Source organism: Streptomyces sp. URMC 124, from assembly GCF_051386455.1.
In the GTDB taxonomy this organism is placed as follows: Bacteria; Actinomycetota; Actinomycetes; order Streptomycetales; family Streptomycetaceae; genus Streptomyces.
The window spans coordinates 1-23,032 of sequence record NZ_JBPQTS010000124.1; the positions used below are offsets into that span (position 1 = coordinate 1).

General features: G+C 72.7%; 21 protein-coding genes and 1 pseudogene. 8 read left to right on the forward strand and 14 right to left on the reverse strand.

The genetic code is table 11. The features are described from left to right. Window positions 1-253 (reverse strand): annotated as a pseudogene (locus ACSNOG_RS23355) (hypothetical protein); the annotation flags it as partial. 129 nt (window positions 254-382) lie between these two features. Next, entirely contained in the window at window positions 383-1,780 is a 1,398-nt protein-coding gene (cysS, locus tag ACSNOG_RS23360) for a cysteine--tRNA ligase (RefSeq protein WP_436754657.1), read from the reverse strand. 178 nt (window positions 1,781-1,958) lie between these two features. Here cysS and ACSNOG_RS23365 point away from each other — a divergent pair, with 178 nt between their 5' ends. From ACSNOG_RS23365 to ACSNOG_RS23375, 3 genes are all read left to right on the forward strand, one after another. Next, window positions 1,959-3,089 carry an acyltransferase family protein gene (locus ACSNOG_RS23365; RefSeq protein WP_436754658.1) on the forward strand — a complete coding sequence of 377 codons (1,131 nt, stop codon included), beginning with the start codon at window positions 1,959-1,961 and terminating at the stop codon, window positions 3,087-3,089. Between the two features lie 198 nt (window positions 3,090-3,287). Continuing rightward, window positions 3,288-4,601 (forward strand): acyltransferase family protein, encoded by a 1,314-nt coding sequence (locus ACSNOG_RS23370; protein ID WP_436754659.1) that lies wholly within the window; start codon window positions 3,288-3,290, stop codon window positions 4,599-4,601. Window positions 4,602-4,739: 138 nt separating this feature from the next. Beyond that, on the forward strand, window positions 4,740-5,147 hold the full coding sequence (locus tag ACSNOG_RS23375; protein ID WP_436754660.1) for a PPOX class F420-dependent oxidoreductase: 408 nt from the start codon (window positions 4,740-4,742) through the stop codon (window positions 5,145-5,147). A 25-nt stretch (window positions 5,148-5,172) separates the two neighbouring features. Here the strand turns inward: ACSNOG_RS23375 and ispF are convergent, their stop codons facing one another. The 3 genes from ispF to ACSNOG_RS23390 form a co-directional block, all read right to left on the reverse strand. Beyond that, entirely contained in the window at window positions 5,173-5,673 is a 501-nt protein-coding gene (gene ispF / locus ACSNOG_RS23380) for a 2-C-methyl-D-erythritol 2,4-cyclodiphosphate synthase (RefSeq protein WP_436754661.1), read from the reverse strand. Next, window positions 5,663-6,436 carry a 2-C-methyl-D-erythritol 4-phosphate cytidylyltransferase gene (ispD, locus tag ACSNOG_RS23385; RefSeq protein WP_436754662.1) on the reverse strand — a complete coding sequence of 258 codons (774 nt, stop codon included), beginning with the start codon at window positions 6,434-6,436 and terminating at the stop codon, window positions 5,663-5,665. Before ispD ends, ispF begins: the two co-directional genes overlap by 11 nt. Window positions 6,437-6,733: 297 nt before the next feature. After that, a complete protein-coding gene (locus tag ACSNOG_RS23390) occupies window positions 6,734-7,216 on the reverse strand; it encodes a CarD family transcriptional regulator (protein WP_003953493.1) in 483 nt (160 codons plus the stop codon). Between the two features lie 563 nt (window positions 7,217-7,779). Here ACSNOG_RS23390 and ACSNOG_RS23395 point away from each other — a divergent pair. Further along, a complete protein-coding gene (locus tag ACSNOG_RS23395) occupies window positions 7,780-8,484 on the forward strand; it encodes a DUF461 domain-containing protein (protein ID WP_436754663.1) in 705 nt (234 codons plus the stop codon). Between the two features lie 88 nt (window positions 8,485-8,572). Here ACSNOG_RS23395 and ACSNOG_RS23400 read toward each other — a convergent pair whose 3' ends face one another. After that, window positions 8,573-9,253, reverse strand: a complete 681-nt coding sequence (locus ACSNOG_RS23400) for a response regulator transcription factor (RefSeq protein WP_031183999.1) — start codon at window positions 9,251-9,253, stop codon at window positions 8,573-8,575. Continuing rightward, a complete protein-coding gene (locus ACSNOG_RS23405; RefSeq protein ID WP_436754664.1) occupies window positions 9,250-10,470 on the reverse strand; it encodes a sensor histidine kinase in 1,221 nt (406 codons plus the stop codon). The genes ACSNOG_RS23400 and ACSNOG_RS23405 overlap by 4 nt, the downstream gene beginning before the upstream one ends. Before the next feature lie 202 nt (window positions 10,471-10,672). Between ACSNOG_RS23405 and phoU the strand changes: the two genes are divergently transcribed. Then, window positions 10,673-11,362, forward strand: a complete 690-nt coding sequence (gene phoU / locus ACSNOG_RS23410) for a phosphate signaling complex protein PhoU (RefSeq protein ID WP_436754665.1) — start codon at window positions 10,673-10,675, stop codon at window positions 11,360-11,362. A gap of 367 nt (window positions 11,363-11,729) precedes the next feature. On the opposite strand, the gene ACSNOG_RS23415 is transcribed toward phoU, so the two are convergent. Next, the gene (locus tag ACSNOG_RS23415) at window positions 11,730-12,566 is read right to left on the reverse strand and encodes a class F sortase (protein WP_436754666.1); all 837 of its coding nucleotides are present in this window, start codon (window positions 12,564-12,566) and stop codon (window positions 11,730-11,732) included. 181 nt (window positions 12,567-12,747) lie between these two features. On the opposite strand from ACSNOG_RS23415, the gene ACSNOG_RS23420 reads away from it, so the two are divergent. Continuing rightward, the gene (locus ACSNOG_RS23420) at window positions 12,748-13,368 is read left to right on the forward strand and encodes a hypothetical protein (protein ID WP_436754667.1); all 621 of its coding nucleotides are present in this window, start codon (window positions 12,748-12,750) and stop codon (window positions 13,366-13,368) included. Window positions 13,369-13,541: 173 nt separating this feature from the next. Here the strand turns inward: ACSNOG_RS23420 and ACSNOG_RS23425 are convergent, their stop codons facing one another. Continuing rightward, window positions 13,542-14,303, reverse strand: a complete 762-nt coding sequence (locus tag ACSNOG_RS23425; RefSeq protein ID WP_030367176.1) for a phosphoglyceromutase — start codon at window positions 14,301-14,303, stop codon at window positions 13,542-13,544. Window positions 14,304-14,457: 154 nt separating this feature from the next. Between ACSNOG_RS23425 and ACSNOG_RS23430 the strand changes: the two genes are divergently transcribed. Further along, window positions 14,458-15,786, forward strand: coding sequence for an MDR family MFS transporter (locus tag ACSNOG_RS23430; RefSeq protein WP_436754668.1), 1,329 nt, complete (start codon window positions 14,458-14,460; stop codon window positions 15,784-15,786). Window positions 15,787-16,041: 255 nt separating this feature from the next. On the opposite strand, the gene ACSNOG_RS23435 is transcribed toward ACSNOG_RS23430, so the two are convergent. After that, window positions 16,042-16,581, reverse strand: a complete 540-nt coding sequence (locus ACSNOG_RS23435) for a YbjN domain-containing protein (RefSeq protein ID WP_436754669.1) — start codon at window positions 16,579-16,581, stop codon at window positions 16,042-16,044. Continuing rightward, window positions 16,574-17,935, reverse strand: coding sequence for a D-inositol-3-phosphate glycosyltransferase (mshA, locus tag ACSNOG_RS23440; RefSeq protein WP_436754670.1), 1,362 nt, complete (start codon window positions 17,933-17,935; stop codon window positions 16,574-16,576). The genes ACSNOG_RS23435 and mshA overlap by 8 nt, the downstream gene beginning before the upstream one ends. 197 nt (window positions 17,936-18,132) lie before the next feature. Between mshA and ACSNOG_RS23445 the strand changes: the two genes are divergently transcribed. Continuing rightward, a complete protein-coding gene (locus ACSNOG_RS23445) occupies window positions 18,133-18,942 on the forward strand; it encodes a class I SAM-dependent methyltransferase (protein ID WP_436754671.1) in 810 nt (269 codons plus the stop codon). Here ACSNOG_RS23445 and ACSNOG_RS23450 read toward each other — a convergent pair. From ACSNOG_RS23450 to ACSNOG_RS23460, 3 genes are all read right to left on the reverse strand, one after another. Further along, window positions 18,905-19,342, reverse strand: coding sequence for an NUDIX hydrolase (locus tag ACSNOG_RS23450; protein WP_436754672.1), 438 nt, complete (start codon window positions 19,340-19,342; stop codon window positions 18,905-18,907). The genes ACSNOG_RS23445 and ACSNOG_RS23450 overlap by 38 nt on opposite strands. Further along, a complete protein-coding gene (locus ACSNOG_RS23455) occupies window positions 19,339-20,430 on the reverse strand; it encodes a CHAD domain-containing protein (RefSeq protein WP_436754673.1) in 1,092 nt (363 codons plus the stop codon). The genes ACSNOG_RS23450 and ACSNOG_RS23455 overlap by 4 nt, the downstream gene beginning before the upstream one ends. Window positions 20,431-20,566: 136 nt before the next feature. After that, window positions 20,567-22,948 (reverse strand): RNA degradosome polyphosphate kinase, encoded by a 2,382-nt coding sequence (locus tag ACSNOG_RS23460; protein ID WP_436754674.1) that lies wholly within the window; start codon window positions 22,946-22,948, stop codon window positions 20,567-20,569. Window positions 22,949-23,032: the final 84 nt, after the last annotated feature.

A 23,032-nucleotide genomic window follows, 5' to 3' on the forward strand; every position in this document is an offset into this window, starting at 1 on the left:
CATCAGACCTTCCTTCTGGTACGACTCCAGCATCCGCGTCATGTTGGTGGCGCGGGCGACGGGCGTACGGGCGGCGGGCCGCCTGCTTGGCCTGGGCGTTCGCGACACGGTTCTTCTTGTGTCCCTTGCGCATGGACGCGGGCGGGGTCGGGCCCTTGCCCTCCAGGCCTCGGCGCCGCTGGCCGCCGCTGCCGACCGTCGCGCCCTTCTTGTTGGACGTGCGGCGGTTCCTGCGCTGGCTGTTGCCGGCCATGGGGTCACCTGACTTCTGTTTCTCTGCCGCCCCCGCGCCGCTCGGCCCTGGCGGGCCTCACGGGGCTTAGGACGGCTGCGCCGGACTGCGCCCGGCGGTTGCCTACTACGTACGTACGAAAAGTGTCCCTCAGGACAGCGACCAGCGCGGTCCGGACGGGGTGTCCTCGATGGCGAGGCCCGCGTGCTGGAGCTGGTCGCGGATGGCGTCGGCGGCGGCCCAGTCCTTGCGGCCGCGGGCGGCCTGCCGCTGGTCGAGGACGAGGCGGACGAGGGAGTCCACGACGCCGTGGAGGTCGTCGCCGCGGCCGACGGAGGCACCGGCCCACTGCTCGTCCAGCGGGTCGAGGCCGAGGACGCCGAGCATGGCGCGGACCTCGGCCAGGCGGGCGACGGCCGATTCCTTGTCGTCCGCGGTCAGGGCGGAGTTGCCCTGGCGGACGGTGGTGTGCACGATCGCGAGGGCCTGCGGGACGCCCAGGTCGTCGTCCATGGCCTCGGCGAAGGCGGGCGGGACCTCGGCGGCGGGCGCGACGGGCTCGCCGGCCAGCTCGGTAGCGCGCTGCATGAAGCCCTCGATCCGCGCGAACGCGGCCTCGGCCTCGCGCAGGGCCTCCTCGCTGTACTCGATCATCGAGCGGTAGTGCGGGGTGCCGAGGTAGTAGCGCAGGACGATGGGGCGCCAGTGCTTGACCATCTCGGAGACGAGGACGGAGTTGCCGAGCGACTTCGACATCTTCTCGCCGCTCATGGTGACCCAGGCGTTGTGCACCCAGTACGAGGCGAAGTCGTCGCCGAAGGCCTTGGCCTGGGCGATCTCGTTCTCGTGGTGGGGGAAGATCAGGTCGAGGCCGCCGCCGTGGATGTCGAAGGCCTCGCCGAGGTACTTGTGGGCCATGGCCGAGCACTCCAGGTGCCAGCCGGGGCGGCCACGGCCCCAGGGGGTCTCCCAGGAGGGCTCGCCGGGCTTGGCGGCCTTCCACATGGCGAAGTCGCGGGAGTCGCGCTTGCCGGTCTCGCCCTCGCCGGAGGGCTGCAGGAGGTTGTCCAGCTCCTGGTTGGACAGCTGCAGGTAGCCCGGGAAGGAGCGGACGTCGAAGTAGACGTTGCCGTCGGCCTCGTAGGCGTGGCCGCGCTCGATGAGGCCGCGCATCATCTCGACCATCTCGGTGACGTGGCCGGTGGCGCGGGGCTCGACGGTGGGCGGCAGGCAGCCCAGGGCCGCGTAGCCGTCGTTGAAGGCGCGCTCGTTCTCGTAGCCGATGGACCACCAGGGGCGGCCCTGGTCGGCGGCCTTGTTGATGATCTTGTCGTCGATGTCCGTGACGTTGCGGACGAAGGTCACGTCGTAGCCGCGGTAGGCGAACCAGCGGCGCAGGATGTCGAAGTTCAGACCCGAGCGGATGTGGCCGATGTGCGGAGCGGCCTGCACGGTCGCGCCACACAGGTAGATCGAGACGCAGCCCTCAGTGAGCGGGGAGAAGTCGCGGATCTGCCGGGCGCTGGTGTCGTACAGGCGAATGGTCACGCAACCAGAGTAGTGGGCGTTCGGCAGTGCCCCCGGCAATCGGGCCCCCTAACGGGCGGACTGAGGGGTTCCATGACAGGACGGCACAGATTGTCCTTTATGAGGCTAATGCCAAAAAACAACAGATATGCGTGATAGCTTCCCCGGCACTGCCTCACCTTCCTCACCTGGAGGGGCGTTGCACCCCACTCTGCCGGTACAGCAGGAGCACGCGGAGCCCCCCGAGTCCCCCGGGGGCCCGGACGGCAGCGGCGGGCGCGCCCGGCTGGCCGCGCTGGACGGCCTGCGGCTGCTCGCGGCGCTGATGGTGGTGGCGTACCACTACGTGGCCTTCGGCAGCGGCGCCTGGGACGGCCCGCCGGCGGCGGTCTTCCCCACCGCCCACCTGCCGGCGTCCTACGGCTGGCTGGGCGTGCAGCTGTTCTTCCTCATCAGCGGCTTCGTGATCTGCATGAGCTGCTGGGGCAGGGGGGTCGGCCGGTTCGCCGCCTCGCGCGTCACCCGGCTCTTCCCCGCGTACTGGTTCTCGGTACTCGCCGTCGCCCTCGTCGTCCGTTTGTGGCCGTCCCCGGACGAAACCCCCCGCGCGCGCGACATCGCCGTCAACCTGACCATGCTCCAGTCCCCCCTCGGGGTGGACGCCGTCGACGGCGTGTACTGGACGCTGTGGGTCGAGATGCGCTTCTACCTGCTCTTCGCGCTCGTCGTCGCCGGGAAGGGGCTGACGTACGCGCGGGCGGTGGGCTTCTGCGTGGTGTGGGGCTTCGCGGCGGCCGTCGCGGCGGCGGCGGACGAGCCCGTGCTCGACCAGGTGCTGATGCCGGAGAACTGCTGGTATTTCATCGCGGGCATCGCCTTCTACCTCATGCACCGCTACCGCCCCAACCTCGTGCTGTGGCTGATCGTCGCCGCGTGCTTCCTCGTCGCCCAGCACGACCTGGTGGCGGCCCACACCCGGGCCGAGGGGTACATGGGCCACCGCGTGCCCCACTGGCCGACCGCGGTGCTCCTCGCGCTGTTCTTCCTCGCCGTGGCGGCGGTCGCGCTCGGCCGGACGCGCCGCCTGGACCACCCCTGGCTGACCGCCGCCGGGGCGCTCACCTATCCCCTCTATCTGATCCACGAGCGCGTCGGCTGGCTGGTCATCCGCCGGGCGGCCGGTGACGTGCCCCCGGCCGTCCTGCTGCCCGCCCTGCTCGCCGGCATGCTGCTGACCGCGTGGCTGGTGCACCGCCTGGTGGAGCGGCCGCTGGCCGGGGCGCTGCGGCGCGGGCTGCGGCGGGCGGCCGCGGAGATCCGGGCCGGATAGCGGACCCGGCGGCGGATCCGGCGGCGGGCCGTCCACAAGATCGTCACAAGATCACCCCGGAGACGTTCCAAGGCAGGGGTTGGAATTACGGCAGAGACAGGAGATAACTGTCACGGCGGGCCGGGGGGTCCTTGTGTCAGCATGCGCGCGGACGGCCCTGCGTAGGATGAGCCGACCTGAGCCGATGGAGAGGACGACATGCGTTTCGCCAGACGAGGCAATCTCGATGGCGGCCTGGCAGCCGGACAGCGGACCGCCGCTCCCAGGCTCTACGTCCTGGACGGGCTGCGCCTGCTCGCGGCCCTCATGGTCGTCTTCTTCCACTACGTGGCACTGCGCGGCGGCTGGGGCGAGGACCCCGAGCACATCTTCCCCAACGCGTGGAAGTTCGCCCAGTACGGCTGGCTCGGCGTCGAGATCTTCTTCCTCATCAGCGGCTTCGTGATCTGCATGAGCACGTGGGGCCGCTCGCTGGGCGACTTCGTGATCTCCCGGGTGTCGCGGGTCTACCCCGCCTACTGGGTCGGGATCCTCCTGACCGCGGCCGTCATCACGCTGTGGCCGCAGGTGCGGCAGCTCAACGGCGGCTTCAACGACGTCCTCACGAACCTGACCATGCTCCAGACGGGGCTCGGGGTCTGGGATGTCGACGGCGTCTACTGGACGCTCTTCATCGAGCTGAAGTTCTACGTACTCTTCGCGGCCGTCGTGGCCACGGGCGTGACGTACCGCAAGTGCGTGCTCTTCTGCGCGCTGTGGACGGTCGTCGCGATGGCCTCGGTCCAGGCGGACATCAAGGTCCTCGACCAGTGGGCGATGCCGCTCTACGAGCCGTACTTCGTCGCGGGCATCGCTTTCTACCTCATGTACCGCTACCGCCCCACCGCGCTGCTGTGGGGCCTCGTCGCGCTGTCCCTGCTCCTCGCCGAGCACCACATCGCGCGGCGCGTCGCGGACAACACCACGCACAACATCCCCGCCTGGCCCGCCCGGGTGATCGTCCTCGTCGCCTTCGTGCTGATGGGGCTGATCGCGTGCGGCGCGTTCAACCGGATCCAGTGGCGCTGGCTGTCCACGGCGGGCGCGCTCACCTACCCGCTGTACCTGCTCCACCAGTACATCGGCATGACGGTCATCTACGGCCTGCGCGACCGCGTCCCCAGGCCCCTGCTGGTCGCCGGCCTGATCCTGGTGATGCTCGCCGCGGCGTGGCTGATGCACAAGTTCGTGGAGAAGCCGCTGAGCTCCTGGCTGCGCAAGGTGATGCGCTCCAGCATGGACGAGGTGCGCCGGCACTCGCCCCGCCCGATGGGCGCGGTGCACGGCGCCAAGGGCGCCGGGGCGCCCGCCGGGGCGGCCGTGCCGTCGGCCGTGCCCGAGCAGCACGCCGGGCGCGAGGAGGTCCGCGAGGGCGCGGGCGGCGTGGCGCAGCGGCTGCGGGCGTACGAGACGGGCCCGTACGAGCAGGCGGCGGCCGACCGCGTGGGCGCGGGCCGGCCGGACGGGGTCTGACGGGGGCGCGGACGGCTCACTGGGCCACCACGGGCGCGTTCCGGCTTGTCCCGGCTTGTACGCGCCCGTTTTCCGCGCGTGCGGCATACGGTGGGCGCGACCGCGCACGCGCACGCTCCCCCAGGGAAGGAACACGCCGTGGCCGCCACGCTCTCCGACGACCTGAAGAAGCTCCTCGACGACTCCCCCGTCTTCGCGACGGTCGCGACGATCCAGCCCGACGGCAGCCCCCAGCTCACGGTCACGTGGCTCTCGCGCGACGGCGACGACCTGCTGATCTCCACGACCGTCGGGCGGCGCAAGGAACAGAACCTGCGCCGGGACCCGCGCGTCACGGTGATGATCAACCCGCACAACGCCCCGTACACCTACGCCGAGGTGCGCGGCACGGCGGACCTCACCACCGAGGGCGGCCAGGAGCTGATCAACGAGCTCTCGCGGAAGTACACGGGCAAGGACTACGCGGACTTCAACCCGGCGGCGAAGGACGACGCCGAGAGGGTCGTCGTACGGGTCACGCCGCGGAAGGTCGTGGGGTCCATCTGACCGCGCGCGCTCCCGCGGGGGCGGCCTAGTAGGCGTCGGCGCGGACCACCAGGGCCGTCGCCACCGCCGTGAGGCCCTCGGCGCGGCCGGGGAAGCCCAGGCCGTCCGTCGTGGCGCCGGAGACCGTCACCGGCGCGCCGACGGCCTCCGAGAGGACCTTCTGGGCCTCCTCGCGGCGCTTGCCGATCCGGGGGCGGACGCCGACGACCTGGACGGCGACGTTGCCGATGAGGAAGCCGGCCTCGCGGACGATGCGGGCGGCCTCGGTCAGCAGCGTGACGCCGGAGGCGCCGGCCCACTCGGGGCGGCCGGTGCCGAAGTGCGCGCCGAGGTCGCCGAGGCCGGCGGCGGAGAAGAGGGCGTTGCAGGCGGCGTGGGCGACGACGTCGGCGTCGGAGTGGCCGGCGAGGCCGGTCTCGCCGGGCCACAGCAGCCCGCCGCACCACAGCTCGCGGCCCTCTTCGAAGGCGTGGGTGTCGGTGCCGATGCCCACCTGGGGCAGGGCGGGGATCCGGTCAGAAGCCATCGTTGGCCCTCCTGCGGGCGAGTACGGCCTCGGCGAGGACGAGGTCCAGCGGGCGGGTCACCTTGAAGGCCTCCTCGTGGCCGGGCACGAGGACGACGGGGGCGCCGAGGCGCTCGACCATGCCGGCGTCGTCCGTGGCGCCCTCGCCCTCCTGGGCGGCGAACTTCTCGTGGGCGGCGTCCAGGGTGCGCCGGTCGAAGCCCTGGGGGGTCTGCACGGCGCGCAGCAGGGACCGCTCGGGGGTGCCGGTGACGAGCTCGGGCTCGCCTTCGGCCGCGCCCGTGCGGGGCCCCACCTGCTTGACGGTGTCGGCGACCGGCAGGGCCGGGACGACGGCGGGGGCCCCCTCGCGCACCGCGGCGATCACGGCGTCGACCGTGTCGACGGGCACCAGGGGCCGCGCGGCGTCGTGCACGAGGACCGTGGAGACGTCGGCCGGGAGGGCCGCGAGGCCCAGGCGCACGGACTCCTGGCGGCTCTCGCCGCCGGGGACGACGAGGATCTCGGCGCGGTCGTGGCCGGTGAGCGGGTGGTCGTCGAGGAGGGCGCGGACCTCGGGGGCGCCGTCCGGCGGGGCGACCACGACGACGAGGGAGACGGCGCGGGAGGCGGCCATCGCCCGGACGGCGTGGACGAGCATGGGCGTGCCGCCGAGGGCGCGCAGGGCCTTGGGGGCACCCGGGCCGAGCCGGACGCCCCGGCCGGCCGCGGGGATCACCGCGGCGGTGCGCGCAGGAGTGACGGCAGGGGCTCGATCAGACATTGCGTTCACGTTCAGGTTTGCTTCCTCGGCCGGTTTGGGTATGGCCTGGGGGTACCCCCTGCTCGGAGAGCGGGGGGAGTGCCGGGCAAGCCCCGACCAGCCCCTTCCGTGACAGCTGGTCGGGCCGGCTGCCCGGGCCCGGCACACCGAGTACGTACGGCGCGCGCGCCGGTGTCCCCGGTCACCGGCGCCACCGGAACGAGAGATGCCGCAGCGCCCGGCGGGTGACTTGCGTCACCGCGCGGGCACCGCGGCACTTCTTTACGTCCGGCACCTGTGGTGTGTCCGGCATTCGCGTCAGGACGCGAGGACCTCGTCGAGCAGGGCCTCGGCCTTGTCCTCGTTGGTGTTCTCCGCGAGGGCGAGCTCGCTCACCAGGATCTGCCGCGCCTTGGCCAGCATGCGCTTCTCACCGGCGGACAGGCCGCGCTCGCGCTCACGGCGCCAGAGGTCGCGAACGACCTCGGCGACCTTGATCACGTCACCGGACGCGAGCTTCTCGAGATTTGCCTTGTAGCGACGGGACCAGTTCGTCGGCTCTTCCGCATAGGGTGCGCGGAGCACCTCGAAGACCCGGTCCAGCCCATCCTGGCCGACCACATCGCGCACACCGACGAACTCCGCATTGTCCGCCGGCACCCGAACCGTCAGGTCACCCTGGGCGACCTTCAGCACCAAGTAGGTCTTGTCCACGCCTTTGATCTGGCGAGTTTCGATGGCCTCGATCAGCGCGGCCCCGTGATGGGGATAGACCACGGTGTCGCCAACCTTGAACGTCATGTGACAGGTACCCCTTCCGTGGCTATCCAGTCTAACACGGGAACTCCCCGTTCTGAATGGCGTTTTCGCAGGTCAGGGCATATCTCAGGGCTTGACAACAGCAACCGCGTCGTGCTGCGGCAGGGTTCCGGAAGCGGGTATTCGCAGGTGGGAGCGGTTCTCCGGGCAAGGCGAAACGGGCACGTTACACGCGTGGAGAGGCACTCGCGAGCGGTCGAACGTCCCGTTTTGCCGGGGTCCGCTCGGCTGACTTCCGCTACTCCGTTCGGGGCGGGGGTCGCCTTCGGCGACCGGAATCGGGAATTGATCACCGCGAACTTGATCAATTCAGGAAGGCGTTCCACACGCCCGCGCATTCCGCACCGATAATCCGCACCGGCGCCCGCGGGACATCCCCGCGGGGGCGCGAGGGCGATATTCGGCCGTGGGCCGGACAGGGACGAAGTTGACCATGGGGGCGGGTCGGGTGCGGGGCCCTCCGAGGGGGTCGGTAACCTAAGCGCGCTGACACACCTCTTACCTCGTCGATACCTCGATACCTCGTCCAAGGAGATGCCGCCGCCGTGAGCAGCAGCCTTCGACGCGGCGCTCTCGCCGCTACCGTCCTCGTGCTCTCGATCGCCTCGCTCTCCGCCTGCGCGGCGGGCAACAGCGCGCAGACGCTCGAGGTGAAGCCGGACAACGCCGCCACCTCGGTCGGCGACATCAAGCTGCAGAACATGAACGTGATCACGCAGCCCGACCGCAACGCCAAGGGCCCCGCCGTGATCACCGGCCAGGTCTTCAACAACGGCCGCGAGGACCAGACGCTCCGCGGGATCACCCTGACCGGCAAGAACGGCGCCAAGGTCAAGCTGACCCCGGCCAAGGGCTCCGGCGACCTGGTCGTGCCCGCGGGCGGCTCGGTGCTCCTCGGCGGCAAGGGCAACGCCGCGGCGGTCCTGCCGGACGGGCGCGAGGCCCTGAAGGACGGCGAGCAGCAGAAGCTGTCGTTCGACTTCAGCGAGACGGGCGAGGTGCGCATCGGCGCCTTCGTCGTCCCCGCGACGAGCTACTTCAAGGACTGGGGCCCCTCCGAGGCCGCGCCGACGCCGGCGGCGAAGCCGGGCGGCGCGAAGCCGAGCGGTGAGCCGGGCGAGCCCTCCACGGCCCCGTCGGGCGCGCCGTCCGGTGCTCCGGCCGGCGCGGCCGGCAAGCCCAGCGGCGCCGCTGCCTCGCCGGGCACCGGCCAGGCCTCCCAGAGCGGTCAGCAGCACGCCGGTCACTGAGCCGCGCGCGGCCCGGCCGCACCACGGACACGACGAGGGCCCGGAAGCGTCACGCTTCCGGGCCCTTCGCTCGTACGGGTGAAACGGCTTACGGCTCGAACTTGTAGCCCAGGCCCCGGACCGTGACCAGGTAACGCGGCGCGCCCGGGTCCGGTTCGATCTTGGCGCGCAGGCGCTTGACGTGGACGTCGAGGGTCTTGGTGTCGCCGACGTAGTCCGCGCCCCAGACGCGGTCGATCAGCTGCATGCGGGTGAGCACGCGGCCCGCGTTGCGCAGCAGCATCTCCAGGAGGTCGAACTCCTTCAGCGGAAGGTCGACCTTGGCGCCGGAGACCGTCACGACGTGCCGGTCGACGTCCATGCGGACCGGGCCGGCCTCCAGGGCGGCCGGGGTCACCTCCTCCGGCTCGCCGCGCCGGCGCAGCACCGCTCTGATGCGGGCCACGAGCTCGCGGGAGGAGAAGGGCTTGGTGACGTAGTCGTCGGCTCCTATTTCCAGGCCGACGACCTTGTCGATCTCGCTGTCCTTGGCGGTCACCATGATGACCGGGACGTTGGAGCGGCCGCGCAGCTGCCGGCAGACCTCCGTGCCGGGCAGGCCGGGCAGCATCAGGTCGAGCAGGACGAGGTCGGCGCCGTTGCGCTCGAACTCGTCCAGCCCGTCGGGCCCGGTGGCCGCGACCGCGACCTCGAACCCTTCCTTGCGCAACATGTAGGACAACGCGTCGCTGAAGGACTCCTCGTCCTCTACGACGAGCACTCGGGTCACGGAAGAACCTCCGGGGCGCGCAGGTGTTCGACAACGGGATGGTGGGGGCTGCGGTCGCGGTCACGGACCGCGCCCGCCTCGGGGAGCCGCAGGGTGAACGTCGAGCCCTGGCCCTCGGCGCTCCAGACCGTGACCTCCCCGCCGTGCGAGGCGGCCACGTGCTTGACGATGGCGAGGCCGAGGCCGGTGCCGCCGGTGGCGCGCGAGCGCGCCGGGTCCACGCGGTAGAAGCGCTCGAAGATCCGCTCGCGGTCCTTCTCGGAGATGCCGATGCCCTGGTCGGTGACGGCGATCTCGATCAGGTCGCCGCCGGGCGCCGTGATGTGCCGGGCGGCGATGCCGACGCGGGTCCGGGCGGGGCTGTAGTTGACGGCGTTCTCGACGAGGTTGCCGAGGGCGGCGGCGAGCTGGCCGCGGTTGCCCCAGACGTGCAGGTCGGCGGTGCCCCCCGAGGCCATGGTGATCTGCTTGGTGCCGGCCTGGTGGCGGCAGCGGTCGATGGCCTCGGCGACGAGCTCGTCCACGCGGACGGGCTCGGCGTCCTCCAGCGGGTCGTCGTTCTGCACCCGGGAGAGGTCGATGAGCTCCTGGACGAGGTTGGTGAGCCGGGTGGCCTCGATCTGCATGCGGCCCGCGAAGCGGTTGACGGCCTCGGGGTCCTCCGCGGCGTCCATGACGGCCTCGGAGAGCAGGGACAGGGCGCCGACCGGCGTCTTGAGCTCGTGGCTGACGTTGGCGACGAAGTCGCGGCGGACGGCCTCGATGCGGCGGGCCTCGGTGAGGTCCTCCACCAGCAGCAGGACCAGGCGGGAGCCGAGCGGGGCGACGCGCGCGGAGACCGCGAGGGCCTCGCCGCGACCGGTGCCGCGCCTGGGGAGATCGAGCTCGACCTGGCGTATCTCGCCGTCGCGGCGGGTGTCGCGGGCCATCTGCAGCATGGGCTCGACCGACAGCTTCCCGCCGCGCACGAGCCCGAGGGCGTAGGCGGCGGAGCTGGCCTTGACGACGGCGTCGGCCTCGTCCAGGACGACGGCCGAGGAGCGCAGGACCGACAGGACGGTGTCGACGCCGGGCGGGAGCACGGCGTCGGTGTGCAGGGAGCTGCGGGTGGGGCGGGCCTGGTCGCGCTCGCTCCAGCGGAACGCGAGCATGGCGATCACGCCGGTGCACAGTCCGGCGAGCGCTGCCGCTGCGGCGAGGGCCGCGTCCACGTTCATGAGTCCAGGTTATGCGGGCGCCGCGCCCCATCCACAGCCAAATGGGTGCCGCCTCGAACACACGTTGCCGAGAGTTCACCTGGGCGTCGGTACCGGTTCACTCCGGGGCGCCGCGGCCGTCGCGTTCCGGCCGGAACGTGGGAGTGTGGGCGGCCACACGGCAGCGGTCCACTGTTTCACTCGGCAGAGAGAAGGTCAGGCAATGCGGGACGCGTACCACGAGGAGCTGGATTCGATCGGCGAGGGCCTGGTGGAGATGGCCCGGCTCGTCGGGTCCGCGATCGGGCGCGCCACCACGGCGATCCTGGACGCGGACCTCAAGCTCGCGGAGTCCGTGATCGCGGCGGACGCCAAGGTGGACGACCTCCAGCGGGACCTGGAGGAGCGGGCCGTCGCGCTGCTCGCGCGCCAGCAGCCGGTCGCCACGGATCTGCGGATCGTGGTCACCTCGCTGCGCATGAGTGCCGACCTGGAGCGCTCCGGCGATCTCGCCCAGCACGTCGCCAAGCTGGCGCGGCTGCGCTTCCCGGACACGGCGGTGCCGCGCGACCTGCACGCCACGATCCTGGAGATGGGGCAGCTGGCGCAGCGGCTGATGGCCAAGGCCGGCGAGGTGATCATCACCAAGGACGTCGATCTCGCGCTCCAGCTGGAGCAGGACGACGACGCGATGGACCTGCTGCACCGGGCGCTCTTCCAGCACCTGATGGACGACCGCTGGAAGCACGGCATCGAGACCGCGGTCGACGTGACGCTGCTGGGCCGCTACTACGAGCGGTTCGCCGACCACGCGGTCTCGGTCGCGAAGCGGGTGGTCTACCTGGTCACCGGCGAGCACGCGGACGAGCTGACGCAGGCGGACGGCCGCGCGGGCGGGGACGCGGACGCCTGAGCCGGGGCACGCCCCGGGGGTGAGGGGCGGGGGCGCGTGCAAGAGGGCGTGCGGCCCGCTCCGCGTGCTCCTACGCGCCCTCGATGCGCCCGTACATGCGTACGCGAGGGGCATTGACGGACGCATCGGGCGGTTCTTGACTGGGGGCAGGCAACCACCCTTCGAGGAGGTACCCGCACATGACCCAGACCCCTCCCGCACGCACTCAGGCAGGCTGCACCTGCGGCCCCGGCTGCTCCTGCGGATGCCAGTCCGGCGGCTCGTGCCAGTGCGGCGGCGGCTGCAGCTAGCCGCCCCGCACCCCGCACGTCACTCACGGGAAGGACCCCCGGCCGGTGCTCCGGCCGGGGGTCCTCTCACGGTGCGGTCACTCTTCTTCGTACTCGGCGTCGTCCTCGTCGGCGTCGCCGCCGCCCGTGCCGGAGGGGGCCGGGGTCACCGGGGCCGCCGGTGACGGCGGTGCCGGGGGTGTCGCCGGAGCGGGCTGCTGCGCGGGGGCCGGCGACTGCGACTGCTTCGGCTGCTGCGGCTGCCGGGCCTGCGTCACGCCGGTCAGGTACGAGGTGACGACGATGTTGGCGCTGTAGAGGTGTTTCTTGCGGTCGTACTCGCCGCCGCAGGTGATCAGGCGGAGCTCGGCGCGGTCGGTGTCGAGCGGCCCGTAGACCTTGTCGGCGTCGAAGGGTTCGTTGGGGACGACGGTGATGTCCTCGACGGTGAACTCGGCGACGGTGCCGTCCGCCCGGTTCACGTGGATCTTCGCGCCGCGTTTGAGAACGCTGAGCCCGGCGAAGACGGCCGGGGCCTTCTCCGTGTCGACGTGGCCGACGATGACGGAAGGGCCGAGACTGCCGGGCGTGGGGCCGTCCTTGTACCAGGAGACGGCGTGGGCCCGTTCGTACGGGGGCAGTTCGACGCCCCCCAGTTTGTCGAGGCCGTGGCTCTCGACGGGGGCCTTGAGCCCCAGGATCTTGATCTCCAGGGACTGGGGGCCCGCCCCCGGCAACGGTTCGTGTGCCGGGGGCAGACCGTGCGCTCGGGGGTGGCTCTTGGCGGCGACGCCGCCACGGCCCGTTGCCTGGGTTTCCGGCTCGTCGGCGGCACCGCCGCCACCGGCCAGGCACAGGGCGAGCAGCAGTGCTGCCCAGGCCACCCTCGTCAGCAGGCGGTTGCGTTTCCGGCCACCTGCGCGCGCTTCTGACATGACGCCCGTTCGCTCCCCGTCACTGCTTGACGGCGCCGGCGGCGCGGCGGCGGTACCAGATCATGCCGCCGATGAGACCTGCGGTCGCGGTACCGGCCAGGATGAGGACCGGGGCTTCGGCAGCCGTCGACTCCGTGGAGGACGCGAGCGCCGTGGCGCCACCGCCCGCGTGGGAGGAGTGGTGCGGACGGCCGTGGTCGTGGTCGCCACGCCCGTGGTCGCCCCGGCCGTGGTCGTGGTCACCGTGGTGGTCGCCGTGGTGATCGCCACGCCCGTGGTCGTGGTCACCGTGGTGGTCACCCCGGCCGTGGTCGTGATCGCCGTGGTGGTCGCCGCGACCGTGGTCGTGGTCACCGTGGTGGTCACCCCGGCCGTGGTCGTGGTCACCGTGGTGGTCACCCCGGCCGTGGTCGTGATCGCCGTGGTGATCGCCGTGGTGATCGCCGTGGTGATCGCCGTGGTGATCGCCGTGGTGGTCACCGTGGTGGTCGCCGTGGTGGTCGTGGCCCCAACCGTGGTCGTGGTCACTCCAGCCGTCGTGGTCGTGGTGACCGCCCCAGCCGTCGTGGTCGTGACGGCCGTCGTGGTCGTGGCGGCCGTCATGGTCGTGGCGACCGTGGTCGTCGTCGCAGTCCTCACGGTTGTCGTGACGGCCGTGGCCGGGGCCGTCCGTGTTGGGGACCGCGCCGGCCGCCTCGCCGATGGTCGGGGCGATGCTGCCCCCGAAGGCGTAGGCGGGGGCGACGGGAGCCGCGACGACGGCGACGACGGTGGCTGCACCGCATATGGCGGAGCGGATTGAATGCATGGTGTTACCTCCTTGCTTTGAGGCTCACCTGAAGACCCGGGGGTCGCATCCGCACCGTGGTCAACTTGCTCCATTCGGTGACCGCATGACCCGTTCGCCACAGCAAGAAGCCCCCCACCAGCGCTTTCGCGCCGACGGGGGGCTGCAGCGGTGCTGCTCGCGGCTGCTTACTTCTTCTTGCCCTGGTTCTTCACGGCCTCGATGGCGGCCTTGGCGGCCTCCGGGTCGAGGTAGGTGCCGCCGGGCTTGACCGGGCGGAAGTCGGCGTCGAGCTCGTAGGCGAGCGGGATGCCGGTGGGGATGTTCAGGCCCGCGATGTCGGCGTCGGAGATGCCGTCGAGGTGCTTGACCAGCGCGCGGAGGGAGTTGCCGTGCGCGGCGACCAGGACCGTACGGCCGGCCAGCAGGTCCGGCACGATGCCGTCGTACCAGTACGGCAGCATGCGGACGACGACGTCCTTGAGGCACTCGGTGCGCGGGCGCAGCTCCGTCGGGATGGAGGCGTAGCGCGGGTCCTCGCTCTGGGAGAACTCGGTGCCGTCCTCGAGGGCGGGCGGCGGGGTGTCGTAGGAGCGGCGCCAGAGCATGAACTGCTCCTCGCCGAACTCGGCCAGGGTCTGGGCCTTGTCCTTGCCCTGGAGGGCGCCGTAGTGGCGCTCGTTCAGCCGCCAGGAGCGGTGAACCGGAATCCAGTGGCGGTCGGCGGCCTCCAGGGCGAGCTGCGCGGTGCGGATGGCGCGCTTCTGCAGGGAGGTGTGGACCACATCGGGGAGCAGGCCGGCGTCCTTGAGCAGCTCGCCGCCCCGGACCGCCTCCTTCTCGCCCTTCTCGTTCAGGTTGACGTCCACCCAGCCGGTGAACAGATTCTTCGCATTCCACTCGCTCTCGCCGTGGCGGAGGAGGATCAGCTTGTACGGTGCGTCGGCCATGCCCATGAGCGTAATCGACCGCGTGGGCGGTCCCGTGCGCGCTGCCCGGGAGGGCGTCGATTGACGACCGGCGGCAATCCGATGGTTTGCGGGCCACCGCTGTGTGTAAGTTGCGCCTACTGAGTTCGACACTTACACATCGGGGGGATCCGGAATGTCCGTCGCGAGCGTCAGACGAGCCGCGAAGGAGAGTGTCTCGGGCCTGCCCCGGGCGTTCTGGTGGCTGTGGGCCTCCACTCTCGTCAACCGGCTGGGGGCCTTCGTCTCCATCTTCCTGGCCATGTTCCTCACGGCCGACCAGGGGCACTCGGCCTCGTTCGCGGGGCTCGTCGGCGCCCTGCTCGGCCTCGGCAGCGTCATCTCCTCGATCGGCGCCGGGGTGATGACCGACCGGCTGGGACGCCGCCCCACGCTGCTGATCGCGCAGACCTCCACCGCGGTGTCCGTGGCGGTGCTGGGCTTCATGACCGACCCCGTGGCGATCTCGGTCGTCGCGTTCCTGGTCGGCATGGCGAGCAACGCCTCGCGGCCGGCGGTGCAGGCGATGATGGCGGACATCGTGGCGCCCGAGGACCGGGTCCGGGCCTTCGCCCTGAACTACTGGGCGATCAACCTGGGCTTCGCGATCTCCTCGGTCGCGGCGGGCTTCGTCGCCGAGTACAGCTATCTGATCGGCTTCCTGGGCGAGGCCGTCATGACGCTGGCGTGCGCGATCCTGGTCTTCGTCAAGCTGCCCGAGTCGCGGCCGGACGCGGGCGGGGCCGCGGCCAAGGGCGACGAGCCGACGGTCAGCATGGGCACCGTGCTGCGCGACGGGCGCTTCATGGCCGTCGTCGGCCTGTCCTTCCTCCTCGCCGTGGTGTTCCTGCAGTCGCAGGTGGCCCTGCCGGTGGCGATGGCGGACGGCGGGTACTCCACCAGGGACTACGGCGTGGCCATCGCCGTCAACGGCGTCCTGATCGTGGCTGTGCAGATCCCCGTCACCCGCTTTCTGGAGCACCGCGACCCGCGCCTGCTGCTGGTCCTCGCGGCCCTCCTCGGCGGCTACGGCTTCGGGCTCACCGCCTTCGCCGGCTCGCTCGCGGTCTACATGCTGACGGTGTGCGTGTGGACGCTCGCGGAAATCATCAACTCGCCCATCCAGATGGGCCTGGTCGCCCGGCTCTCCCCCACGCACGGCCGCGGCCGCTACCAGGGCATGTACACCCTGTCGTGGGCGGCGGCGTCGCTGGTCGCGCCCGTGGCGGGCGGTACGGTCATCGACCGGTTCGGCGCGGATGCGCTGTGGGCGGGGTGCGCCGTGGTCGGTACGGTGACGGCCGCCGGGTACTGGCTGCTGATGCGGCGGGTTCCGGCGGCGGGTCTCTCGACGGAGGGTGCGGCGGAGGCCGCTCCGGCTCCGGCTCCGGCTCCGGCTCCGGCTCCGGAAGAGCCTGCGGATGCACGGCCTTCGGCCGCGGACCGGGCGGGGGCACCGGCGTAGGCCGTCACCGGGCCCACGGTGCGGTCCGGCACCGCCGGGCTGCGCCGTCGTGGTGAACCGCCGCTGCGGCGGAAGGAACTTCCGGCACCCGGAAGGCGCCAGGGCCGCCGGGCCCGGAGGGCCCCCGGGCCGCCGGAAGGCGGTGCGGTCCGGCACCGCCGGGCTGCGCCGTCGTGGTGAACCGCCGCTGCGGCGGAAGGATCTTCCGGCGCCCGGCCCCCGGGCCGTCCGAAGGAGCGTCTTGCGGTTGCGCCGTTACGGTCCGGCGGGTCCGTCCTCGCCCTTGCGGTCGCCCTCACCCTCGCCGTCCGCCTGATCGCCCGTCAGGCGGGCGAACGCCTCCAGGTTCCGTGTGGACTCGCCGCGCGAGGTGCGCCACGCGTACTCCTTGCGGATGGCGCTCGCGAAGCCCATTTCCAGCAGGGTGTTGAAGCTGCCGTCGGCGTGCTCCAGGACCGTGCCGAGGAGGCGGTCGACCTCGTCCGGGGTCACGGCCGCCAGCGGCAGCCGGCCGACGAGGTAGACGTCGCCCAGCCGGTCGAGCGCGTAACCCAGTCCGTAGAGCCGGGTGTTGCGCTCCAGCAGCCAGCGGTGCACCGCCTCGTGGTTCTCGTCGGGCCGGCGCACGACGAAGGCGTTGACGGACAGCGAGTGCTTGCCGACGACCAGGGACACGGTCGTGGACAGCTTGCGGGTGCCCGGCAGCTTGACCACGTAGGTGCCGTCGGCCGGGCTCTCCCACTCCAGCCCGGCCTCGGTGAACGTCTGTTCGAGAACCGTTTTCGCGTCAGCCATGCGACGAGCGTAGGCGACGCCGCCGCTCGGTGATCGCCTCGGTGTACACCTCGGCGGTGGCGGCCGCGGCCGTGCCCCAGCCGAAGTGCCGCGCGTGGCGGGCGGCCGCGGCGCCCATCCGCTCCGCGAGGGAGGGGTCGTCGGCGAAGCGGCCCAGCGCGGCGGCGTAGTCGGCCGGGTCGTGCCCGTCGACGAGGAAGCCGCTCTCGCCGTCGCGCACGGCCACGGGCAGGCCGCCGACGGCCGCCGCGACCACGGGCGTGGCGCAGGCCTGGGCCTCGGCGGCGACCAGGCCGAAGGACTCGCTGTACGAGGGCATGACCAGCACGGACGCGGCCCGGTACCAGTCGGCGAGCTGTTCCTGGCCGACCGGCGGGCGGAAGCGGACGACGTCGGCGATGCCGAGGCGGGCGGCGAGCTTCTGCAGCCCCTCGGGCTTGGCGAGGCCGCTGCCGCTGGGTCCGCCGACGACCGGCACCACGATGCGGGTGCGCAGCTCGGGCCGCCGGTCGAGGAGCACGGCGACGGCGCGCAGCAGGATGTCGGGGGCCTTGAGCGGCTGGATGCGGCCCGCGAAGAGGGGGACGAGGGCGTCGGCGGGCAGGCCGAGCCGCTCGCGGGCCGCGGCGCGGGAGTCGCCGGGGGTGAAGCGGTCGAGGTTGACGCCGGGGTGGACGACGGCGACCTTGCCGGGGTCGGCGTCGTAGTGGTGGACGAGCTCGCGGGCCTCGCCGTCGGTGTTGGCGATCAGCCGGTCGGCGGCGCGCACGATCTGGGTCTCGCCGATGACACGCGTGTCCGGCTCGGGGGTGTCGCCGGCGGCGAGCGCGGCGTTCTTGACCTTGGCCATGGTGTGCATGGCGTGGACGAGGGGGACGCCCCAGCGCTCGGCGGCGAGCCAGCCGACGTGGCCGGAGAGCCAGTAGTGGGAGTGGACGAGGTCGTAGTGGCCGGGGCGGTGGCCGGCCCAGGCCTGCATCACGCCGTGCGTGAAGGCGCACAGCTGCGCGGGCAGCTCCTCCTTGGCCAGTCCCTCGTACGGGCCGGCGTCGATGTGGCGCACCAGCACGCCGGGGGCCAGCTCGACGGCCGGGGGGAGGGCGGCGGTGGTGGCGCGGGTGAAGATCTCGACCTCGATGTTGATCGCGGCGAGCCGTTTGGCCAGCTCCACGATGTACACGTTCATGCCGCCCGCGTCGCCGGTCCCGGGCTGGTGGAGCGGCGAGGTGTGAACGCTGAGCATCGCGATGCGGCGGGGCCGGCGGGGGGTGCCGAGGCGCCGGAGGGGGCTGCCCGCGAGGGTGCCGAGCGCGCGGCCGCGGCGGGCGCCGAGCCTGGATGCGTACTGGCTCACCGTGCGTGTCCTCCGTCAGCGTGAGGTGTGGGTGGGGGCGTGCGTCACCTTTTCAACGGTGCAACGTCGCGGGTACGGAGTCGCATTTCCGCTTTGCCAAACAGTGACCCAGCGCTCGCCCCGGAGTGACCCAGGCCTCTCCCCGCCCCTCCCCCGCGCGGCACGGACCGCGCTGATCAGCGCTTACGCTCGATGGCATGGCTCCTCGCACCCCTCCACCGCCCAGCCGTCCCGTCGGTGCGGTGACCCGGGGTACGACGAACCCGAACCGGTTGCGCCGCATGGACCGCTGGATCGCCGACGCCCACGGGCCCGCGCTGATCCGCAGCGCCGACCCCGTCGCCGTCGACCTGGGCTACGGCGCCGCGCCGTGGACGGCGGTCGAGCTGCTCGCGCGGCTGCGCACCGTGCGGGCGGACGCCGAGGTCGTGGGGGTCGAGATCGAGCCCGCGCGCGTCGCCGCGGCCGGGCCGTACGCGCGCGAGGGGCTGTCCTTCCGGCACGGCGGCTTCGAAGTGCCGCTCGACGGCGGCCGGCGGCCGGCGCTCATCCGCGCCGCGAACGTGCTGCGCCAGTACGACGAGGCCGAGGTCGCCGCGGTCTGGGCCCGGCTGTGCGCGCGCCTGGCGCCGGACGGGCTGCTCGTGGAGGGCACGTGCGACGAGATCGGGCGCCGGCACGTGTGGGTCGCGCTCGGCCCGGAAGGCCCGCGGACGGTCACCTTCGCCACCCGCCTGGGCTCCCTGGTCACCCCTTCCGACCTGGCCGAACGCCTGCCGAAGGCGCTCATTCACCGCAATGTGCCGGGCGAGCCGGTGCACGCGTTCCTGCGCGACTTCGACCGGGCGTGGGCCGCGGCCGCGCCGTACGCCTCCCTCGGCGCGCGTCAGCGGTGGGTCCGTACGGTCACGTCCCTGCGGGCGGACTGGCCCGTGACGGACGGCCCCCGGCGCTGGCGCCAGGGCGAGGTCACCTTGCGGTGGGAAGCCCTGGCTCCGGCGGGCTGATCATCGCCAGCAGGGCGTCCACCAGCTCCCTGTCCCGCTCTTCCGTCAGGCGTTCCCTGGCCTCCCGCGGCGGCAGCCACACCACCCGGTCCACCTCGCTGTTCGGCACGAAGGTGCCCTGCGTGGCGCGGGCCGCCCAGTAGCGGACCACCTTCGGGCGCCCCGCGACGGCGTACCGGGCGGTGGGCAGCGCCCCGCCGGGCTCGCACTCCATGCCCGTCTCCTCACGGACCTCGCGCACCGCGCCCCACAGGGCGTCCTCGCCCCGCCTGAGCTTGCCCTTGGGATGCGACCAGTCGTCGTACTTCGGCCTGTGGACCAGGGCGATCTCCAGCGTCCCGCCCCGCCCCCGCCGCCACAGCACGCAGCCCGCCGCGAGCAGCGGCGCCTCCGCCGTCACGGGGCCCCCGCCGTCACCCGCTGCCAGATCCGGCCGAACGCGAAGCGCGCCGCCTCGACCTCGTGGCGCTGGTCGGCGTGGAGGACGCCGAGGGCGTAGGCGGTGGCGGGGGCGATGCGCGGGGTGCGGGCGGCCGCGGCGGCGTCGGCGGCGGCCTCCGCGGCGTCGCGGTGGCGGTCCAGGGCCTGCCCGGCGCCGAGGAGGCGTACGGACAGGGACGGCTCGACCTCGGTCTGCTCGTGTTCGTCGAGCACCTCCTGGGCGTAGCGCCGCAGCCGTACGAGCCGCCGCACCTGGTGCCAGGGCGCGTCCTGGCGGCCTTCGGCGGGCGGGCCGTCGGGGCCCGCGGTGGCGGCGAGGCCGTGGGTGAGCGCCTCGGCGTTGTACGGGTGCCCGGCGGCGGCCAGCGGCAGGGCCTCCGCCGCCTCGGCCAGCCGCCGGTGCGCCTGTTCGGCGAGGCGGGGCAGGGCCTGGCGGGCGAGGAGGCCGCTCGCGCCGGGGTCGAGGGGCACTTCGGAGGCGAGCAGGGCGGCGGCGTCGGCGACGGCGTGGAAGCGGGAGGTGCCGAGGGCCTGGAGCGCCGCGGAGTGGGCGCGCGTCCGGGCGAGCGTCAGCCGGCGTTCCAGCAGGGCCCCGGCGCGGGCCGCCCCGACGGTCGGGCAGCCGCCGTTCCCGCCCCCGGCGTCGGCTCCGGAGAGCCGGTGCAGCGCCCCCCGCAGCCGGGCGAGCCGCGCCGCGTAGGCGTGCTCCCGCCCCAGCACGTCCGACAGCCACACGAGCTCCGTGCGGAGCTGGTCGGTCCAGTCGGTGTCGGTCAGCGGGCGGTAGACGTACAGGACCCCGGCGATGCGCCGGGCGGAGCGGCGCAGCAGGCGCGCCGCCTCCCCCGCCTCGTCGGCATCGGCGCCGCTCTCGCCGTGCAGGCGCAGGCTGCGCAGGAACTCGACGGCCTGGGCCTGCAGGTAGTCGGCCAGGACGTCGCCGGCGGTGGCCGTGCCGGGCGGGCCGGACTTGCCGGGCTGCCCGGGCGTGCCGAGCGGGCCGGCCGGGCCGGCGGCGGCGCGCACGGCCGGGTACTTCGTCGTCATCGTTTCCTGCCCCCCGGCAGTGTCCGTGAGCGCGTCCGAGAGTGGGTCGGCGAGTGGGTCGGCGAGTGGGTCCGCGCGTGAATCCGCGAGCGCGCCGGTGAGCGCATCCGTAAGCGTGGTGTCCGTACCTGCCGGGTCATGGGGTCGCTGAGCCACGCCGGCGCCTCCGGGCGTCTATGAGCATCTCCTGGACGTTGCGCAGCGGCTGCCCGTCGGCGTCGGTGGCGTGCCGCGTCCAGCCGCCGTCCGGGCCGAGGTGCCAGGAGGCGGTGGAGTCGGACATGCCCGTTTCCAGGAGCCGGCTGAGGGAGGCCCGGTGCGCGGGGTCGGTGACGCGCACGAGGGTCTCGATGCGCCGGTCGAGGTTGCGGTGCATCATGTCGGCGCTGCCGAGCCACACCTCGGGCTCGCCGCCGTTGCCGAAGGCGAAGACCCGCGAGTGCTCCAGGAAGCGGCCGAGGACGCTGCGGACGCGGATGTTCTCGGAGAGCCCGGGGACGCCGGGCCGTAGCGCGCAGATGCCGCGCACCCACACGTCGACCGGGACCCCGGCGCGGGCGGCGTGGTAGAGCGCGTCGATGACCGTCTCGTCGACCATCGAGTTGACCTTGATGCGGATGGACGCGGGCCGTCCGGCGCGGTGGTGGGCGACCTCCTTGGCGATCCGGGCGACGAGCCCGTCGCGCAGGGATCTGGGGGCGACGAGCAGCCGCCGGTAGGTCTCGCGGCGCGAGTAGCCGGAGAGCCGGTTGAAGAGGTCGGAGAGGTCGGCGCCGACCTGCGGGTCGGCGGTGAGCAGCCCGAGGTCCTCGTACAGGCGCGCGGTCTTGGGGTGGTAGTTGCCGGTGCCGACGTGCGAGTAGCGGCGCAGGGTGTCGCCCTCCTGGCGGACCACCAGGGAGAGCTTGCAGTGCGTCTTGAGGCCGACCAGCCCGTAGACGACGTGGCAGCCCGCCTCCTCCAGCTTGCGCGCCCACTTGATGTTGGCCTGCTCGTCGAAGCGCGCCTTGATCTCGACGAGGACGAGCACCTGCTTGCCGGACTCGGCCGCGTCTATCAGGGCGTCGACGATGGGCGAGTCCTCGCCGGAGGTGCGGTAGAGGGTCTGCTTGATGGCGAGGACGTCGGGGTCGGTCGCCGCCTGCTCCAGGAAGGCCTGCACGGAGGTGGAGAACGAGTCGTACGGGTGGTGCAGCAGGACGTCGCGCTCGCGCAGGGCGGCGAAGATGTCGGGCGCGGACGCGGACTCGACCTCGGCGAGGTCACGGTGCGTGCCGGCCACGAACTTGGGGTACTTGAGCTCGGGCCGGTCGAGGGCGGCGATGCGGAAGAGCGCGGTGAGGTCGAGCGGGCCGGGCAGCGGGTAGACCTCGGCGTCGGAGATCTTCAGTTCGCGGACCAGCAGGTCGAGCACGTACGGGTCGATGGTCTCCTCGACCTCCAGCCGCACCGGCGGGCCGAAGCGGCGGCGCATGAGCTCCTTCTCCAGCGCCTGCAGCAGGTTCTCCGCGTCGTCCTCCTCGACCTCCAGGTCCTCGTTGCGCGTCACGCGGAACATGTGGTGCGCGAGCACCTCCATGCCGGGGAAGAGCTCTTCGAGGTGCGCGGCGATGACGTCCTCCAGGGGGACGTAGCGCTGCGGGGACGCCTCCAGGAAGCGGGAGAGGATCGGCGGGACCTTCACCCGCGCGAAGTGGTCGTGCCCGCTGACGGGGTTGCGGACGACGACGGCGAGGTTGAGGGAGAGCCCCGAGATGTACGGGAACGGGTGCGCGGGGTCGACGGCGAGCGGGGTCAGCACGGGGAAGATCTGCTGCCGGAAGAGGGTGAAGAGCCGCCCCTGCTCCTTGTCGGTCAGCTCGTGCCAGCGGATGAGGTGGATGCCCTCCTCGGCCAGCGCGGGGGCGACGTCCTGCTGGTAGCAGGCGGCGTGCCGGGCCATGAGCTCGCGGGAGCGCGTCCAGATCAGCTCCAGCACCTCGCGGGGCTGCAGGCCCGACGCGGAGCGGGTGGCGACGCCGGTGGCGATGCGGCGCTTGAGGCCGGCCACGCGGACCATGAAGAACTCGTCCAGGTTGCTCGCGAAGATCGCGAGGAAGTTCGCCCGCTCCAGCAGGGGCGTCGCCGGGTCCTCGGCCAGCTCCAGGACGCGTTCGTTGAAGGCCAGCCAGCTGCGCTCGCGGTCCAGGAAGCGGCCCTGCGGGAGCGGCCCGTCGCCGTAGGGGTCGTCGTCGCCGTCGCGGCCGGGGGCGTAGGACGGTCCGTGGCCGTACGCGTCGTGACCGTAACCGCCACCGTGCTCGTACGGGCCGAGGTCGGCGTCCAGGTCGGGCTCCAGGCCGGGCGAGGCGGCCGGGGAGGCCACCGCGAGGGGCCGGTGCGCGGCGATGGCCCCGACCGACGGCTGCGGGTTGCCGTACGCCTCGCCGAAGCGGTCGCCGTGGCCGTTGCGGCCGTTGCGGCTGCTGTGGTCGCCGTGCGGCTGGTCGTGGGCCTGTGCGCGGGACGACTGGGTCATGTTCCCATGGTGCCGCGCCGGGGGCGGGCCGGGCGCGTCGAACGAGGGCGCGGCGGGGGCTGCGCGGAGCCTTCGAGCGGGGGC

Coding starts and splice junctions, on each gene's coding strand:
- phoU (WP_436754665.1), top strand. CDS start 10,673: ATGCGGGACGCGTACCACGAGGAGCTGGATTCGATCGGCGAGGGCCTG.
- ACSNOG_RS23435 (WP_436754669.1), bottom strand. CDS start 16,581: ATGGCTGACGCGAAAACGGTTCTCGAACAGACGTTCACCGAGGCCGGG.
- ACSNOG_RS23425 (WP_030367176.1), bottom strand. CDS start 14,303: ATGGCCGACGCACCGTACAAGCTGATCCTCCTCCGCCACGGCGAGAGC.
- ACSNOG_RS23390 (WP_003953493.1), bottom strand. CDS start 7,216: ATGACGTTCAAGGTTGGCGACACCGTGGTCTATCCCCATCACGGGGCC.
- ACSNOG_RS23415 (WP_436754666.1), bottom strand. CDS start 12,566: ATGTCAGAAGCGCGCGCAGGTGGCCGGAAACGCAACCGCCTGCTGACG.
- ispF (WP_436754661.1), bottom strand. CDS start 5,673: ATGGCTTCTGACCGGATCCCCGCCCTGCCCCAGGTGGGCATCGGCACC.
- ispD (WP_436754662.1), bottom strand. CDS start 6,436: ATGTCTGATCGAGCCCCTGCCGTCACTCCTGCGCGCACCGCCGCGGTG.
- ACSNOG_RS23445 (WP_436754671.1), top strand. CDS start 18,133: ATGGCTCCTCGCACCCCTCCACCGCCCAGCCGTCCCGTCGGTGCGGTG.
- ACSNOG_RS23405 (WP_436754664.1), bottom strand. CDS start 10,470: ATGAACGTGGACGCGGCCCTCGCCGCAGCGGCAGCGCTCGCCGGACTG.
- ACSNOG_RS23370 (WP_436754659.1), top strand. CDS start 3,288: ATGCGTTTCGCCAGACGAGGCAATCTCGATGGCGGCCTGGCAGCCGGA.
- ACSNOG_RS23430 (WP_436754668.1), top strand. CDS start 14,458: ATGTCCGTCGCGAGCGTCAGACGAGCCGCGAAGGAGAGTGTCTCGGGC.
- ACSNOG_RS23460 (WP_436754674.1), bottom strand. CDS start 22,948: ATGACCCAGTCGTCCCGCGCACAGGCCCACGACCAGCCGCACGGCGAC.
- ACSNOG_RS23455 (WP_436754673.1), bottom strand. CDS start 20,430: ATGACGACGAAGTACCCGGCCGTGCGCGCCGCCGCCGGCCCGGCCGGC.